This window comes from Pseudomonas brassicacearum (assembly GCF_918698105.1).
Classification (GTDB): domain Bacteria; phylum Pseudomonadota; class Gammaproteobacteria; order Pseudomonadales; family Pseudomonadaceae; genus Aquipseudomonas; species Aquipseudomonas brassicacearum_F.
Window position 1 is genome coordinate 77,223 of record NZ_CAKKMI010000009.1, and the last position, 15,516, is coordinate 92,738.

The following is a 15,516-nucleotide window of genomic DNA, read 5'->3' on the forward strand; positions in this document are numbered from 1 at the left end:
TCATAAGCCTTTGTCACAAAAGAGAATGCATGGTCCAATTGGCGCGTGTGCACCCTGTATCCGGCTATGCTGTCAGGCAATGCCTTGGTGCCAACAAACCCGTACAATGCTTGAGTTTTGAACGCAGGATGGGCTAAAGATCAAAATCTTCGGCAACACCTGCGGTTTTCTGGATGCATCCCACAGTGGTAAAAGTAGTACCGGTTGTGCACATTCACTTTTTTACCTGCTCGTCATGGGCAGTTTTTTATAGTCATTCAACAGATGGACGCGCCGTTGGCGCAGGAATAGAAGCGTTTTGAAGAAATCCACCGCAGCACCCAAACCAGTCGTTCCGCTCTGGCGCCAGCAATTGCACTACCGGCTCAAGGAAGGTGCATTGATCGCCATCGGCGCCCTGTGCCTGTTCCTGATGATGGCCTTGCTGACCTACGGCAAGGACGATCCAGGCTGGAGCCATAACAGCAAGATCGACGACGTGCAGAATTTCGGCGGTCCGGCCGGCTCCTACAGCGCCGACATCCTGTTCATGGTGCTGGGCTATTTCGCCTACATCTTCCCACTGCTGCTGGCGATCAAGGCCTACCAGATCTTCCGCCAGCGCCACGAGCCGTGGCAGTGGAGCGGCTGGCTGTTCTCCTGGCGCCTGATCGGCCTGGTGTTCCTGGTGTTGTCGGGGGCCGCGCTGGCCCATATCCATTTCCACGCGCCCACCGGCTTGCCGGCCGGGGCGGGCGGGGCGCTGGGGGAAAGCCTCGGCGACCTGGCCCGGAACGCCCTGAACATCCAGGGCAGCACGCTGCTGTTCATCGCCCTGTTCCTGTTCGGCCTGACGGTGTTCACCGACCTGTCATGGTTCAAGGTCATGGACGTCACCGGCAAGATCACCCTCGACCTGATCGAGCTGATCCAGGGCGCCATGAACCGCTGGTGGGCGGCACGTACCGAGCGCAAGCAACTGGTGGCGCAACTGCGTGAAGTCGACGACCGCGTCCACGACGTGGTGGCCCCGACGACGCCGGACAAGCGTGAGCAGGCCAAGGTCAAGGAGCGCCTGATCGAGCGTGAGCAGGCGTTGAGCAAGCACATGTCCGATCGCGAGAAGCAGGTGCCGCCGGTCATCACCATGGCCCCGGCCAAGCCGCCCGAGCAAAGCAAGCGCGTCCAGAAAGAGAAACAGGCGCCGCTGTTCGTCGACAGCGCGGTGGAAGGCACCTTGCCGCCGATCTCGATCCTGGACCCGGCCGAGAAAAAACAACTCAACTATTCCCCCGAATCCCTGGCGGCCGTCGGCCATTTGCTGGAGATCAAGCTCAAGGAGTTCGGGGTCGAGGTCTCGGTGGATTCGATCCACCCGGGCCCGGTCATCACCCGCTACGAAATCCAGCCGGCCGCCGGCGTGAAGGTCAGCCGCATCTCCAATCTCGCGAAAGACCTGGCGCGTTCCCTGGCCGTGACCAGCGTGCGGGTGGTGGAAGTGATTCCCGGCAAGACCACCGTGGGCATCGAGATCCCCAACGAAGACCGGCAGATCGTGCGCTTCTCTGAAGTGTTGTCGACGCCTGAGTACGACAACCACAAGTCGCCGGTCACCCTGGCCCTGGGCCACGACATCGGCGGCAAGCCGGTGATCACCGACCTGGCGAAAATGCCCCACCTGCTGGTGGCCGGTACCACCGGTTCCGGTAAGTCCGTGGGCGTGAACGCGATGATCCTGTCGATCCTGTTCAAGTCAGGTCCCGAAGACGCCAAGCTGATCATGATCGACCCGAAAATGCTCGAGCTGTCGATCTACGAGGGCATCCCGCACCTGCTGTGCCCGGTGGTCACCGACATGAAGGACGCCGCCAACGCCCTGCGCTGGAGCGTCGCCGAGATGGAGCGCCGCTACAAGCTGATGGCGAAGATGGGCGTGCGCAACCTGTCGGGTTTCAACGCCAAGGTCAAGGAAGCCGAAGAAGCCGGCACGCCGTTGAGCGACCCGCTGTATCACCGCGAAAATATCCACGACGAAGCGCCGCTGCTGCACAAGCTGCCGACCATCGTGGTGGTGGTGGACGAATTCGCCGACATGATGATGATCGTCGGCAAGAAGGTCGAAGAACTGATCGCTCGTATTGCCCAGAAGGCCCGTGCGGCCGGTATCCACCTGATCCTCGCCACACAGCGGCCGTCGGTGGACGTGATCACCGGCCTGATCAAGGCCAACATCCCGACCCGCATGGCGTTCCAGGTGTCGAGCAAGATCGACTCGCGGACCATCATCGACCAGGGTGGTGCCGAGCAATTGCTTGGCCACGGTGACATGCTCTACATGCCGCCGGGCACCAGCCTGCCGATTCGTGTGCATGGCGCGTTCGTTTCCGACGACGAAGTGCACCGCGTGGTGGAGGCCTGGAAACTGCGTGGCGCTCCTGAATACAACGACGACATCCTCAACGGTGTCGAAGAAGCCGGCAGCGGTTTCGAGGGCAGCAGTGGCGGCGGTGACGACGATGCTGAAACCGATGCGCTCTATGACGAAGCGGTGCAGTTCGTCCTGGAAAGCCGTCGGGCCTCCATTTCTGCCGTTCAGCGCAAGCTGAAAATTGGCTACAACCGCGCCGCCCGCATGATCGAAGCCATGGAAATGGCCGGGGTGGTGACGGCCATGAACACCAACGGCTCGCGCGAAGTACTGGCGCCGGGCCCGATGCGCGACTAACGACCCGGGCGGCCTGCTGACACGCCGCTCGACCCCCACGACTTCATGAGGACTCCCATGCGCCTGATTCGCATGTTGCTGTTGCCCGTACTGGCCCTGACCACCTTGTCGGCCCATGCCGACGAAAAGGACGTGGCCCGCCTGACCCAGTTGCTGGAGCGCTCCCAGACCCTGACCGCACGTTTCTCCCAGCTGACCCTCGACGGCAGCGGCACCCAGTTGCAGGAAACCGCTGGCGACATGGCCCTGCAGCGCCCGGGCCTGTTCTACTGGCACACCGATGCGCCAGCCGAACAACTGATGGTGTCCGATGGCAAGAAAGTCTCCCTGTGGGACCCGGACCTGGAGCAGGTGACCATCAAGACCCTCGACCAGCGCCTGACCCAGACCCCGGCGCTGCTGCTCTCGGGTGACATCTCCAAGATCAGCCAGAGCTTCGACATCAGTGCCAAGGAAGCCGGGGGCGTGATTGACTTCACCCTCAAGCCCAAGACCAAGGACAGCCTGTTCGACAGCCTGCGCCTGTCGTTCCGTAACGGCCTGGTCAACGACATGCAACTGATCGACAGTGTCGGCCAGCGCACCAATATCCTGTTCACCGGGGTCAAGGCCAACGAGCCGATCGCCGCGTCCAAGTTCAAGTTCGACATTCCCAAGGGTGCGGACGTGATCCAGGAATAAACCCAAGACCCCCTGTGGGAAATGGCCTAGGGGAAATGGCCTGTGGGAGCAAGGCTTGCCCGCGATGCAGACACCTCGGTGCATCTGGTAGACCGAGGCGATGCAATCGCGGGCAAGCCTTGCTCCCACAGGTCTGCTCCCACAGATCTGTTTCTGCAGAGAGAATCGGCATCAGGACCCAGCGGAGGTTTTGTAGTAATCATGGACCTGTTTCGAAGCGCCCCGATTGCCCAGCCTTTGGCCGCCCGCCTGCGCGCGACCAATCTGGATGAGTACGTCGGCCAGGAGCATGTGCTCGCCCGCGGCAAGCCTCTGCGCGAGGCCTTGGAGCAGGGTGCCTTGCACTCGATGATCTTCTGGGGCCCGCCGGGCGTGGGCAAGACCACCCTGGCGCGACTGCTGGCGGAAGTCTCGGATGCCCACTTCGAAACGGTGTCGGCGGTGCTGGCCGGGGTCAAGGAGATCCGCCAGGCGGTGGAAGTGGCCAAGCAGCAGGCCGGACAATACGGCAAGCGCACGATCCTGTTTGTCGACGAAGTCCACCGCTTCAACAAGTCCCAGCAGGACGCGTTCCTGCCGTACGTCGAAGACGGCACGCTGATTTTTATCGGCGCGACCACCGAAAACCCCTCGTTCGAACTCAACAACGCCTTGCTGTCGCGGGCGCGGGTCTATGTGCTCAAGAGCCTCGACGAGGCGGCGATGCGCAAGCTGGTGCATCGCGCGCTGACCGAGGAGCGCGGCCTGGGCAAGCGGCATTTGAGCCTCAGCGATGAAGGCTTCCAGATCCTGTTTTCAGCCGCCGATGGCGATGGCAGACGTTTGCTCAACCTGCTGGAAAACGCCTCGGACCTGGCCGAGGATGACAGCGAGATCGGCGTCGAGCTGCTGCAAAGCCTGCTGGGCGATACCCGCCGGCGCTTCGACAAGGGCGGCGAGGCGTTCTACGACCAGATTTCGGCGCTGCACAAATCCATCCGCGGTTCCAACCCCGACGCAGCCTTGTACTGGTTTGCGCGCATGATCGACGGCGGCTGCGATCCGCTGTACCTGGCGCGGCGGGTGGTGCGCATGGCCAGCGAAGACATCGGCAATGCCGACCCGCGGGCCCTGAGCCTGTGCCTGGCGGCCTGGGATGTGCAGGAGCGCCTCGGCAGCCCGGAAGGCGAGCTTGCCGTGGCCCAGGCGATCACCTACCTGGCCTGCGCGCCGAAAAGCAACGCCGTGTACATGGGCTTCAAGGCGGCGATGCGCAGCGCTACCGAGCACGGTTCCCTGGAGGTGCCGCTGCACCTGCGCAACGCGCCGACCAAGCTCATGAAGCAGCTGGGCTACGGCGAAGAATACCGTTACGCCCACGATGAGCCGGACGCCTATGCCGCCGGCGAAGACTATTTTCCCGATGAACTCGAACCCCAGCGCTTCTACCAGCCAGTGCCTCGGGGCCTGGAGCTGAAGATCGGCGAGAAACTCAACCACTTGGCGCAACTGGATCGCTTGAGTCCACGGCAGCGGAGAAAACCTTGATCCCCTTGATTCTTGCAGTTTCCGCCGGTGGCGTTGCAGGTACGTTGGTGCGTTTCGCGACCGGCAACTGGATCAACGCAAATTGGCCGCGGCACTTCTATACCGCGACGCTGGCCGTTAATATCGTGGGCTGTCTGCTGATCGGTGTTCTATACGGTCTGTTTTTGATGCGCCCGGAAGTGCCTATCGAGGTGCGTGCGGGCCTGATCGTCGGCTTTCTTGGCGGCCTGACGACCTTTTCATCCTTTTCACTGGATACGGTGCGCTTGCTGGAAAGCGGGCAGGTGCCGCTGGCCCTGGGCTATGCGGCCATCAGCGTATTCGGCGGGCTGCTCGCTACCTGGGCTGGCCTGTCCTTGACCAAACTTTGATAACGAGAGACCGACATGCTCGATTCCAAACTGTTACGTAGCAACCTTCAGGACGTAGCGGACCGCCTGGCTTCCCGTGGCTTTGCCCTGGACGTCGCGCGCATCGAAGCGCTGGAAGAACAGCGCAAGACCGTCCAGACCCGCACCGAAGCCCTGCAGGCTGAACGTAACGCGCGCTCCAAGTCCATCGGCCAGGCCAAGCAGCGCGGCGAAGACATCGCGCCGCTGATGGCCGATGTCGAGCGCATGGCGGGCGAATTGAGCGCCGGCAAGGTCGAGCTGGACGCGATCCAGACCGAGCTGGATTCGATCCTGCTGGGCATCCCGAACCTGCCTCACGAATCGGTACCGGTCGGTGAAGACGAAGAGGGCAATGTCGAAGTGCGCCGTTGGGGCACGCCGACAGCCTTCGATTTCCCGGTGCAGGACCACGTGGCCCTGGGCGAGAAATTCGGCTGGCTCGACTTCGAAACCGCCGCCAAACTGTCGGGCGCCCGTTTTGCCCTGCTGCGCGGGCCGATTGCCCGTCTGCACCGGGCCCTGGCGCAGTTCATGATCAACCTGCACGTCACCGAGCACGGCTACGAAGAAGCCTACACGCCGTACCTGGTCCAGGCCCCGGCGCTGCAAGGCACCGGCCAGTTGCCGAAGTTCGAGGAAGACCTGTTCAAGATCAGCCGCGACGGCGAGGCCGACCTGTACCTGATCCCGACCGCCGAAGTGTCGCTGACCAACATCGTGGCCGGCGAGATCGTCGACGCCAAGCAACTGCCGATCAAGTTCGTCGCCCACACGCCGTGCTTCCGCAGTGAAGCCGGGGCGTCGGGCCGTGATACCCGCGGCATGATCCGCCAGCACCAGTTCGACAAGGTCGAGATGGTGCAGATCGTCGAGCCGTCGAAATCCATGGAAGCGCTGGAAAGCCTGACCGCCAACGCCGAGAAAGTCCTGCAATTGCTGGAACTGCCGTATCGCACCCTGGCGCTGTGCACCGGTGACATGGGCTTCAGTGCGGTCAAGACCTACGACCTGGAAGTCTGGATCCCGAGCCAGGATAAGTACCGCGAGATTTCCTCGTGCTCCAACTGCGGCGATTTCCAGGCCCGCCGCATGCAGGCGCGTTTCCGCAACCCGGAAACCGGCAAGCCGGAACTGGTCCACACCCTCAATGGCTCCGGCCTGGCGGTGGGTCGTACCCTGGTGGCCGTGCTGGAAAACTACCAGCAGGCCGACGGTTCGATCCGTGTGCCTGACGTGTTGAAGCCTTACATGGGCGGCATTGAGGTCATCGGCTAAATGGACTATTTGCCACTGTTCCACAACCTGCGTGGCAGCCGCGTGCTGGTGGTCGGCGGTGGGGAGATTGCCTTGCGCAAGTCCCGCCTGCTGGCCGATGCCGGTGCGTTGCTGCGGGTGGTCGCACCCGACATCGAACCGCAGTTGCGGGAACTGGTCAGTGGCAGCGGCGGTGAATGCATCCTGCGTGGTTACGTCGAAGCGGACCTGGACGGCTGCGGTTTGGTCATCGCCGCCACGGACGACGAACCGCTCAATGCCCAGGTCTCGGCAGACGCCCATCAGCGTTGCGTGCCGGTCAACGTGGTGGACGCGCCAGCGCTGTGCAGCGTGATCTTCCCGGCGATCGTCGACCGCTCACCCTTGGTGATCGCGGTGTCCAGTGGCGGCGATGCGCCGGTGCTGGCGCGGCTGATCCGGGCCAAGCTGGAAACCTGGATTCCGTCGACCTACGGGCAGTTGGCTGGGCTGGCGGCGCGTTTTCGCAGCCAGGTCAAAGGTTTGTTTCCCGATGTGCAGCAACGACGGGCGTTCTGGGAAGAAGTGTTCCAGGGCCCTATCGCCGACCGGCAATTGGCCGGGCAGGGCACAGAAGCCGAGCGCCTGCTGCGGGAGAAGATCGCCGGCCAGGCGCCGAACGCACCGGGCGAAGTCTATCTGGTGGGCGCCGGGCCGGGCGATCCGGACCTGTTGACCTTCCGTGCCTTGCGCTTGATGCAGCAGGCCGACGTGGTGCTGTACGACCGCCTGGTGGCTCCGGCGATCCTGGAGCTGTGCCGGCGCGATGCCGAGCGCATCTACGTCGGCAAGCGCCGTTCCGAACACGCCGTGCCCCAGGACCAGATCAACCAGCAATTGGTCGACCTGGCCCGACAAGGCAAGCGCGTGGTGCGGTTGAAGGGCGGCGATCCGTTCATCTTCGGTCGCGGCGGCGAAGAGATCGAAGAACTGGCGGCCCATGGCATCCCGTTCCAGGTCGTTCCGGGCATCACTGCGGCCAGTGGATGCGCGGCCTACGCCGGGATCCCGCTGACCCATCGCGATTACGCCCAATCGGTGCGTTTCATCACCGGCCATCTCAAGGACGGCACCAGCGACTTGCCCTGGGCCGACCTGGTGTCGCCGGCGCAGACGCTGGTGTTCTACATGGGCCTGGTCGGCCTGCCGATGATCTGCGACGAGCTGATCAAGCATGGTCGTGGCGCGGATACGCCGGCGGCGTTGATCCAGCAGGGCACGACGTCCAACCAGCGGGTCTTTACCGGCACGTTGGCGGACTTGCCACGGCTGGTGGCCGAGCATGAGGTGCATGCGCCGACGTTGGTGATTGTGGGAGAAGTGGTGCAACTGCGCGAGAAGTTGGCGTGGTTTGAAGGGGCTCAAGGGCAGGTCTGAGACCGTGTTGTCCCGATCGCGAGCTAGCTCGCTCCCACAGTGAACCGTGTTTGAATACAGTCCACTGTGGGAGCGAGCTTGCTCGCGATGAGGCCCTCAAATATAGCGAAAACCCAGGATCAATCCCCAGCCCCACGCCAAATCCCTTTCCCACTCAACCGTCCCCGATCATGGGCGACCGTAAAGTCCTGCTTCGGCCCCTTGGGCACGATCCCATTGGGGTTGATGGTCTTGTGGCTGCCGTAGTAATGGCCTTGGATGTGGGTGAAATCCACGGTCTCGGCAATGCCCGGCCATTGGTACAACTCCCGCAGCCAGTTCGACAGGTTCGGATAGTCGGCAATACGCCGCAGGTTGCACTTGAAGTGGCCGAAGTACACCGCGTCGAAACGGATGATTGTGGTGAACAGACGGATATCGGCCTCGGTGAGGTATTCGCCCGCCAGGTAGCGCCGGGTTGCCAGTAAGGCCTCCAGCCGGTCCAGTTCGGCAAATAGCCGGTCGAAAGCTTCTTCATATGCGGCTTGGGTCGTGGCGAATCCGGCACGGTACACACCGTTGTTGACCGCCGGGTAGATCCGCTCGTTCAAGGCGTCGATCTCGCGGCGCAGGGGTTCGGGATACAGGTCCAGGTCATTGCCGGTCAAGCCGTCGAAGGCGCTGTTGAACATGCGGATGATTTCCGCCGATTCATTGTTGACGATGCGCTGTTGGCGTTTGTCCCAAAGGGCGGGAACCGTGACGCGGCCAGTGTAGTCCGGCGTGTCGGCGGTGTAGCGCTGATGCAGGAAGCTCAGGTTGTCGAGTTTGTCGCCGGTGGAGCCATGGGCCTTGTCGAAGGTCCAGCCGTTTTCCAGCATCAGGTAGCTCACCACCGACACATCGATCAAGTCTTCCAGGCCCTTGAGCTTGCGAAAGATCAGCGTGCGGTGCGCCCAGGGGCAGGCCAGGGACACATACAAATGGTAGCGCCCGGCCTCGGCGGCAAAGCCGCTCTCACCCGAAGGGCCGGCGCTGCCGTCGGCAGTCACCCAGTGACGGCGTTGCGCCTGTTCGCGCTGGAAGGTGCCGTCCTTGCTTTCATACCACTGATCCTGCCAGCGGCCCTCGACTAACAAACCCATCTCGATCTCCTCGGCCAATAAACGTTGGAGGCGAGTCTATGCCCATAGGTTCGAAGTAAAAGCGCAAAGGTTGGGCGCTAATGATCGGTTAAATCGAACGATCCCGGGCATCCCAATACTGGCGGGCTTTGTCGAACCCTTCTTCGCGCGCCAGGCCCAGGCCGCGCAAGGCCAGGGCCATGGTGGCGATCAGCGCCAGTTGCGGATAGCTGTCCTCGACGTCACCGCGCCAGATCGCCTTCAAGTGCTCGGGATCGAGGCTTTCCGGTTTGACGTGGCGCTGCTCGGCCAGTCGCGGCCATTCTTCGTCCCAGCTGACGCCGCCGGTGGTGCCGTACAGGTGGCTGTCGGCGTCTGGGTTGATTTCGATCTCGCCACCGTCGCCCTTGATCACGATGGCGGTGTCACCGAGCAAGCCGCTGGCATCGCGGTGCACGGCCTGGTAGCCGGGGTGGAAGATGCTTTGCAAGCCGCAACGGGCGGCCAGTGGGTTGAGGATGCGTGCAAGGGAATGGATCGGCGAGCGCAAGCCCAGGGTGTTGCGCAGGTCGATCATCCGCTGCATTTGCGGCGCCCAGTCCACCAGCGGCATGAAGGCCAGGCCGCCGTTGTCCAGCGCGCTGCCGACCTGCTGCCAATCCCGGCACAGCGGGATCTGCAGCAGGCCCAGCAATTGTTCGGTGTAGAGGCGCCCGGCCGTGTGAGCGCCGCCGCCGTGCATGAAAATCCGCACGCCGTTCTGCCCAAGGCACTTGGCCGCCAGCAGGTACCACGGCAAATGGCGCTTCTTGCCGGCGTAGGTCGGCCAGTCGAGGTCCACCGTCAACGCCGGGACCACCAGGCGTTCACGCAGGGCCTCGGTGAAACCGGCCATCTCCTCGGCACTTTCTTCCTTGTGTCGCAGCAGCATCAGGAAGGCGCCGAGCTGGGTGTCCTCGACCTTTTCGTCGAGCACCAGGCCCATGGCTTCGCGGGCTTCTTCGCGGGTCAGGTTGCGGGCGCCGCGCTTGCCTTTGCCAAGGATGCGCACGAACTGGGCGAACGGGTGTTCGGCCGGGGTCTCAAGGGTCAGCGCTGGAAAGTCGGTCATAAGCAATTCGTCGGTTTGGGCAGGCCCGCCAGCTTGGCGGCGAGTTTGGCGGGAGTGCCTTTGAATAATCGGTTCAGGTGCAGGCTGTTGCCTTTGTCCGCGCCCAGTTTCAGCGCCGTGTACTTGATCAGCGGCCGGGTCGCGGGGGAGAGCTGGAATTCGTTGTAGAAGCCGCGCAGCAGTTCGAGGATCTCCCAGTGTTCGGGGCTCAGCTCGATGTCTTCGGCGGTGGCCAGGGCCGTGGCGACCTCGGCCGACCAGTCGTCAAGGTCGGCCAGGTAGCCGTCCTTGTCCAGCGCGATGGCGCGGTCGCCCACGTTCAGCGTCTTCATAGCCAGGTGTTGACCTTGTCGTGCTCGATCGAGAGCTCGACGAAACCTGAGTAGTTGATGGCTTCGGCCCAGTCTGGTGTGTCCAGGGCGCGGGCCTGGAGGTCTTCGGCGAGCACGAACAGGTTCACACCGGCGGCCTGCAGCACTGCAAACGGTGGGCTGCCCGGTTGCAACGCATACGCCGCGTCGCCGCACAGCAGCAGCGCATCCTGATTGCCCAGTACCCGCAGGCAACTGGCGAGGCGGTTATCGCCGAAGGGCGAATGAGACAACACATGCAAAGTCGACATCAGAGGGTGATCACCTGGTCGTAACGGTCAATGAGCGCGGCGATTTGCGGCGTGGTCAGTGCTTTGACGTCGCCCAGCGCCAAGGTATCGGTGGCGATACCTCGTTCGGCGGCGCTGTCGGCACAGAGGAACAGGTCCTCGACACCGAACATCGGCAACGCTTGCAGGTTGGCACTCAAGTCCTTTTGCTGGACCGCCTTGGCGTTTTGGCCGGCGGTGAGCTGGAACACCCCGTCGTCGAGAAACAGCAGGCCGATCGGCAGGTCGAATGCACCGCCGGCCAGGACGATGTCCAGCGCTTCACGGGCGCCGGGGCCGGACCATGGGGCCTGGCGGCTGATGAGCAATAAAGACTTGGCCATCACGCGCCTCCAAAGCAGATCAAACGGTCGGCGTCCTGGATCGCATCGTGCAACTGGCCCAGCCCGGACAAGGCCCAGGGCGCCTCGACACTGGCCGCCGAACGCTGGTAGCGCTGGGCCTCTTCCTCGTTCAACACCCCACGACGCAACGCCGCCGCGATGCAGACCACGCCGTCGAGCTGGTTGTCGCTGACAAAGGTTCGCCATTGCTGGGGCAGGTCCTGTTCGTCCTGGGGCGTGACGACACTGGCGCAGGCGTTATAGACGCCGTCCTGATAGAAAAACAGCCGTACGATCTCATGCCCGCCCGCCAGCGCAGCCTGGGCAAACAGCAAGGCACGGCGCGAGGAGGGCGCATGGGCGGCGGAAAACAGCGCGATGGCGAACTTCATGACAGACCCGATCAGCAAAACTGCGGCCATGATAAAGCTTTATGGGCGGTGGGGCGATTGGCAGGGAAGGGCGAAACCTGTTTGGACCAGAGGCATTTAAAGATTGCTCCTGCTCGATTGCATTGTAGGAGCTGACGAGCGAAGCGAGGCTGCGATCTTTCCGAATTCAATTGAGTCTCAAGCGAAAGATCAAAAGATCGCAGCCTCGCTTCGCTCGGCAGCTCCTACAGAGCCCAGCGGGAGCAAGCTCCCTCGCCACAGGGGTCAGTGCTTAGCCTTCAGGCCATGCAACTCGCAATACTCCGCCCATTCCATCCCCGCCATTTCCGCCACTTCCCTGTGCACCTCCAGGCGCTGGGCCTGGTAGTCCTCGGGCGAGGCGGCGGTCAGTTGCAGGGTCAGTTCCCAGGCGAACAGGCCCAGGCGCTCGGCCTCGGCTTCGAAGGCTTCGTGCAAGCGCTCGGCGCGGTACTGCGCGGCGGTCTCGCCCTTGGCCTGGGCCAGCAGCGGGTTGAGGTGGTCCAGCTCGACGCGCAGCTCGGGGCGCTCGTCGAGGAATCTTTCCAGCGCTCGTTCGTGTTGCTGTTCGGTTGCCGCCATGGTCACTCCTTGGGGGATGCAGACTGTTTCTTGCTGGCCTTGGCCGCCGCCGCCAGGCATTCGAGGGCGAACTGTTCGGTGTAGGTCATCTGGATCGGCGTGGTTTCGCCCTTGACGGTGCGTTCGCCGTCGAGGATGTAGCGAATCCGCTTGTCGGTGACGCCGATGCGCTTGGCGATCCAGGACGGTGTCTGGCCGATCTGGCTGATCAGTTTGTCGGCGTATTCGGCGGTGGGTTTGTAGAATTCGGCGTTGGGGGTCATGGGGTGTTCCGCGTGGCTGGTGGCAATGGCGCGACAGGGTGCGCGAATCGCAGGTCGATGTCCCGTGTAAATTTCAGTAAAGCAGCACGAAGGCCCAGGCCGCAGTGCTACAGTCGGTTTTTTTTCTTGATGAGTGAACGCAATGCGAATGTTGACCGTGGCCCTGGCCGCAACCTTGCTGGCCGGCTGCGCGGGTTCGGCGATGAACGAAGCCCGGACCCAGGCCCCTTACAAGACCCTGACCTCGGATAAACCCGAACAGGTCGTGGCCCAGTGCGTGCAGTTCTCCTGGCAGGACGAAGCGGTGTTCGGTGTCGATGCCGGCGCCTACCTGCAACCGGGCAAGAAGGGCGGCTCGACGGTCTATACCCGCTCTGCTGAATCGTTTGTCGATTTGCAGGCTGGTGCGACGGGCACCGAGTTGAGTTATTACGCCAAGCATGACGACTTCGTGGCCAAGCGCCGGTTGGCGGCGTTGGCGACGTGTCTTTAAGCAGATAGACCGATCGCGAGCAGGCTCGCTCCCACAGAGGATTGGCGGTGAATCCGGCCCCCTTGTGGGAGCGAGCTTGCTCGCGATGGCGGTGGGTCAGGCGACAGAGATGTTGACTGTTAGATGGTTATCGCGAGCAAGCTCGCTCCCACAGGGTTTGCGTTTCAATCTGTAGGCATCAGGCGCTTCTGGAAGAAGAAGTGCTGGTGGCCTGGCGGGTAGTCGTCGATCTGGCCGATTTCCGTGAAGCCGTGTTTGCGGTAGAACTCCGGCGCCTGGAAGTCGAAGGTGTCCAGCCAGATGCCCACGCAGTTTTTCTCCCGGGCCAGTTCTTCGGCCATCTGCATCAGGGTCGAGCCAGTGCCCTGGCCCCGGGCCTGTTCCGGCACCACCAGCAGCTCGATATACAGCCAGCGGAAAAATACTCGGCCGTAGAGTCCCCCGACAATTTCGTCCTGTTCGTTGCGCACCAGCCAAGCCACCAGCTCAGGCACCGTCCCGCCGGTCTTGGCGGTGTTATAGGCACGTAGCGGGGCGATAATGGCTTGGCGTTCTTCGTCGGTAGGCGTGTCCGTGCGTTCGATTCGTAGCGTCATCGGCGATGTCCCTATTCAGTCAAGATGAACCGTAGGAGCCTATCCCAAAGGCTACCGTGGCGTCACCCGGTCGGCGGGGAAACAGGCGCATTATGCAAACCAAGCCATACTGAAGTGTCCTGATGCGCTCCCTATTCTTAAAACAAGAAGAGACCGACTCATGAAGTTCGAATCCTTAGCCCGGACCCTCATCGCTACGTCATTGACCCTCGGTTGTTTATCGACGTACGCCGCCTCCCAGGCGCCGGTGGCCGCCGAGAACGGCATGGTGGTCACCGCCCAGCACCTGGCGACCCACGTGGGCGTCGATGTGCTCAAGAACGGCGGCAATGCCGTCGATGCGGCGGTGGCGGTGGGCTACGCCCTGGCGGTGGTGTACCCGGCGGCGGGTAACCTGGGCGGGGGTGGGTTCATGACCCTGCAAATGGCCGATGGCCGCAAGACGTTCCTGGATTTCCGCGAAAAAGCCCCCCTGGCCGCCACGGCCAATATGTACCTGGACAAGGACGGCAATGTCGTCCCCGACCTCAGCACCCGCGGACACCTGGCCGTGGGCGTGCCCGGCACCGTCTCCGGCATGGAGTTGGCGTTGAAGAAGTACGGCAGTAAACCGCGGGCGGAATTGATCGCCCCGGCCATCCGGTTCGCCGAGGAAGGCTTTGCCCTGGAGCAGGGCGATGTCGATCTGCTGGAAACCACCACCGAAGTGTTCAAGAAGGATATGCGTGACTCCGGGGCGATCTTCCTGCACAACGGCGAGCCCATGCAGGTTGGCCAGAAGCTGGTGCAAAAAGACCTCGCCAAGACCCTGCGGGAAATCTCCGCCAAGGGCGCCGATGGTTTCTACAAAGGCTGGGTCGCCGATGCCCTGGTCACCTCCAGCCAGGCCAACAAAGGCCTCATCACCCAGGCCGACCTGGACAAGTACAAGACCCGCGAGCTGGCCCCAGTGGAGTGCGACTACCGCGGCTACCACATCATCTCGGCGCCGCCGCCCAGTTCCGGCGGGGTGGTGCTGTGCCAGATCATGAACATCCTCGACGGTTATCCCATGAAGGACCTGGGGTTCCATTCGGCCCAGGGCATGCACTATCAGATCGAAGCCATGCGCCACGCCTATGTGGACCGCAACAGCTACTTGGGTGACCCGGACTTCGTGAACAACCCCATCGACCATCTGCTGGATAAAAACTACGCCGCCAAGCTGCGGGCCGCGATCGAACCGCAAAAGGCCGGCGACTCGCAGAAAATCAAGCCCGGCGTGGCGCCCCATGAGGGCAGCAACACCACCCATTACTCCATTGTCGATCAGTGGGGCAATGCCGTTTCGGTCACCTACACCCTGAACGACTGGTTCGGTGCCGGTGTCATGGCGAGCAAGACCGGGGTGATGCTCAACGATGAAATGGACGATTTCACCGCCAAGGTCGGCGTGCCCAACATGTATGGCCTAGTGCAGGGCGAAGCCAACGCCATCGCGCCGGGCAAGGCGCCGCTGTCATCCATGAGCCCGACCATTGTCACCAAGGACGGCAAGACGGTCATGGTGGTGGGCACCCCGGGTGGCAGCCGGATCATCACCGCGACGTTGCTGACCATCCTCAATGTGATCGACTATGGCATGAACCTCCAGGAGGCGGTCGACGCACCACGTTTCCACCAACAGTGGATGCCGGAGGAAACCAACCTGGAGACCTTTGCGGCCAGCCCGGATACCCAGAAGCTGCTGGAGAGCTGGGGGCACACGTTTGCCGGCCCGCAGGACCCCAACCACATTGCCGCGATCCTGGTCGGTGCGCCGTCATTGGGTGGCAAGCCGGTGGGCAAGAACCGCTTCTATGGCGCCAACGACCCCCGGCGCAACACTGGGTTGTCGCTGGGTTATTGATTCCCTGTAGGCGCTGCCGAAGGCTGCGATCTTTCGGCCCGCGGAAAGATCGCAGCCTCGCGTTGCTCGACAGCTCCTACATGGCTTTAGCGTCCAATACCGTTGCGAAGAG

General features: G+C 62.7%; 17 protein-coding genes. 8 read left to right on the top strand and 9 right to left on the bottom strand.

The genetic code is table 11. From position 1 onward, the window contains the following. The first annotated feature begins 298 nt into the window (after positions 1–298). The 6 genes from LQ215_RS05965 to cysG all read left to right on the top strand — a co-directional run bounded on the left by LQ215_RS05965 (position 299) and on the right by cysG (position 7,974). The gene (locus LQ215_RS05965) at positions 299–2,704 is read left to right on the top strand and encodes a DNA translocase FtsK (protein WP_003203332.1); all 2,406 of its coding nucleotides are present in this window, start codon (positions 299–301) and stop codon (positions 2,702–2,704) included. Positions 2,705–2,761: 57 nt separating this feature from the next. Beyond that, positions 2,762–3,385 (top strand): outer membrane lipoprotein chaperone LolA, encoded by a 624-nt coding sequence (gene lolA, locus LQ215_RS05970; protein WP_123341670.1) that lies wholly within the window; start codon positions 2,762–2,764, stop codon positions 3,383–3,385. A gap of 201 nt (positions 3,386–3,586) precedes the next feature. Then, positions 3,587–4,912, top strand: coding sequence for a replication-associated recombination protein A (locus tag LQ215_RS05975; RefSeq protein ID WP_003203328.1), 1,326 nt, complete (start codon positions 3,587–3,589; stop codon positions 4,910–4,912). Further along, positions 4,909–5,283, top strand: coding sequence for a fluoride efflux transporter CrcB (gene crcB / locus LQ215_RS05980; protein ID WP_013693703.1), 375 nt, complete (start codon positions 4,909–4,911; stop codon positions 5,281–5,283). The genes LQ215_RS05975 and crcB overlap by 4 nt, the downstream gene beginning before the upstream one ends. Positions 5,284–5,298: 15 nt before the next feature. After that, positions 5,299–6,579, top strand: coding sequence for a serine--tRNA ligase (gene serS / locus LQ215_RS05985; protein WP_230147928.1), 1,281 nt, complete (start codon positions 5,299–5,301; stop codon positions 6,577–6,579). Beyond that, positions 6,580–7,974 carry a siroheme synthase CysG gene (gene cysG / locus LQ215_RS05990; protein ID WP_230147930.1) on the top strand — a complete coding sequence of 465 codons (1,395 nt, stop codon included), beginning with the start codon at positions 6,580–6,582 and terminating at the stop codon, positions 7,972–7,974. A gap of 119 nt (positions 7,975–8,093) precedes the next feature. Here the strand turns inward: cysG and LQ215_RS05995 are convergent, their stop codons facing one another. The 8 genes from LQ215_RS05995 to LQ215_RS06030 form a co-directional block, all read right to left on the bottom strand. Then, a complete protein-coding gene (locus tag LQ215_RS05995) occupies positions 8,094–9,098 on the bottom strand; it encodes a glutathione S-transferase family protein (RefSeq protein WP_230147931.1) in 1,005 nt (334 codons plus the stop codon). An 88-nt stretch (positions 9,099–9,186) separates the two neighbouring features. Beyond that, positions 9,187–10,188 carry a glycosyl transferase family protein gene (locus LQ215_RS06000; protein ID WP_230147933.1) on the bottom strand — a complete coding sequence of 334 codons (1,002 nt, stop codon included), beginning with the start codon at positions 10,186–10,188 and terminating at the stop codon, positions 9,187–9,189. Continuing rightward, a complete protein-coding gene (locus tag LQ215_RS06005) occupies positions 10,185–10,520 on the bottom strand; it encodes a TusE/DsrC/DsvC family sulfur relay protein (RefSeq protein WP_046064135.1) in 336 nt (111 codons plus the stop codon). The genes LQ215_RS06000 and LQ215_RS06005 overlap by 4 nt, the downstream gene beginning before the upstream one ends. After that, the gene (tusB, locus tag LQ215_RS06010; RefSeq protein ID WP_230147934.1) at positions 10,517–10,810 is read right to left on the bottom strand and encodes a sulfurtransferase complex subunit TusB; all 294 of its coding nucleotides are present in this window, start codon (positions 10,808–10,810) and stop codon (positions 10,517–10,519) included. Before tusB ends, LQ215_RS06005 begins: the two co-directional genes overlap by 4 nt. Beyond that, positions 10,810–11,172, bottom strand: a complete 363-nt coding sequence (tusC, locus tag LQ215_RS06015) for a sulfurtransferase complex subunit TusC (protein WP_057449044.1) — start codon at positions 11,170–11,172, stop codon at positions 10,810–10,812. Before tusC ends, tusB begins: the two co-directional genes overlap by 1 nt. Further along, a complete protein-coding gene (gene tusD, locus LQ215_RS06020) occupies positions 11,172–11,564 on the bottom strand; it encodes a sulfurtransferase complex subunit TusD (protein ID WP_013693700.1) in 393 nt (130 codons plus the stop codon). Before tusD ends, tusC begins: the two co-directional genes overlap by 1 nt. Positions 11,565–11,828: 264 nt before the next feature. Then, positions 11,829–12,164 carry a DUF6388 family protein gene (locus LQ215_RS06025; protein WP_230147936.1) on the bottom strand — a complete coding sequence of 112 codons (336 nt, stop codon included), beginning with the start codon at positions 12,162–12,164 and terminating at the stop codon, positions 11,829–11,831. A 2-nt stretch (positions 12,165–12,166) separates the two neighbouring features. Beyond that, positions 12,167–12,427, bottom strand: a complete 261-nt coding sequence (locus LQ215_RS06030) for a hypothetical protein (protein ID WP_014337702.1) — start codon at positions 12,425–12,427, stop codon at positions 12,167–12,169. A 142-nt stretch (positions 12,428–12,569) separates the two neighbouring features. Here LQ215_RS06030 and LQ215_RS06035 point away from each other — a divergent pair, with 142 nt between their 5' ends. Continuing rightward, positions 12,570–12,920 (top strand): hypothetical protein, encoded by a 351-nt coding sequence (locus LQ215_RS06035; protein ID WP_230147938.1) that lies wholly within the window; start codon positions 12,570–12,572, stop codon positions 12,918–12,920. A gap of 164 nt (positions 12,921–13,084) precedes the next feature. On the opposite strand, the gene LQ215_RS06040 is transcribed toward LQ215_RS06035, so the two are convergent. Continuing rightward, positions 13,085–13,516, bottom strand: a complete 432-nt coding sequence (locus LQ215_RS06040) for a GNAT family N-acetyltransferase (protein WP_230147940.1) — start codon at positions 13,514–13,516, stop codon at positions 13,085–13,087. Between the two features lie 160 nt (positions 13,517–13,676). On the opposite strand from LQ215_RS06040, the gene ggt reads away from it, so the two are divergent. Continuing rightward, a complete protein-coding gene (gene ggt / locus LQ215_RS06045; RefSeq protein WP_230147942.1) occupies positions 13,677–15,404 on the top strand; it encodes a gamma-glutamyltransferase in 1,728 nt (575 codons plus the stop codon). The last annotated feature ends 112 nt before the right edge of the window (positions 15,405–15,516 follow it).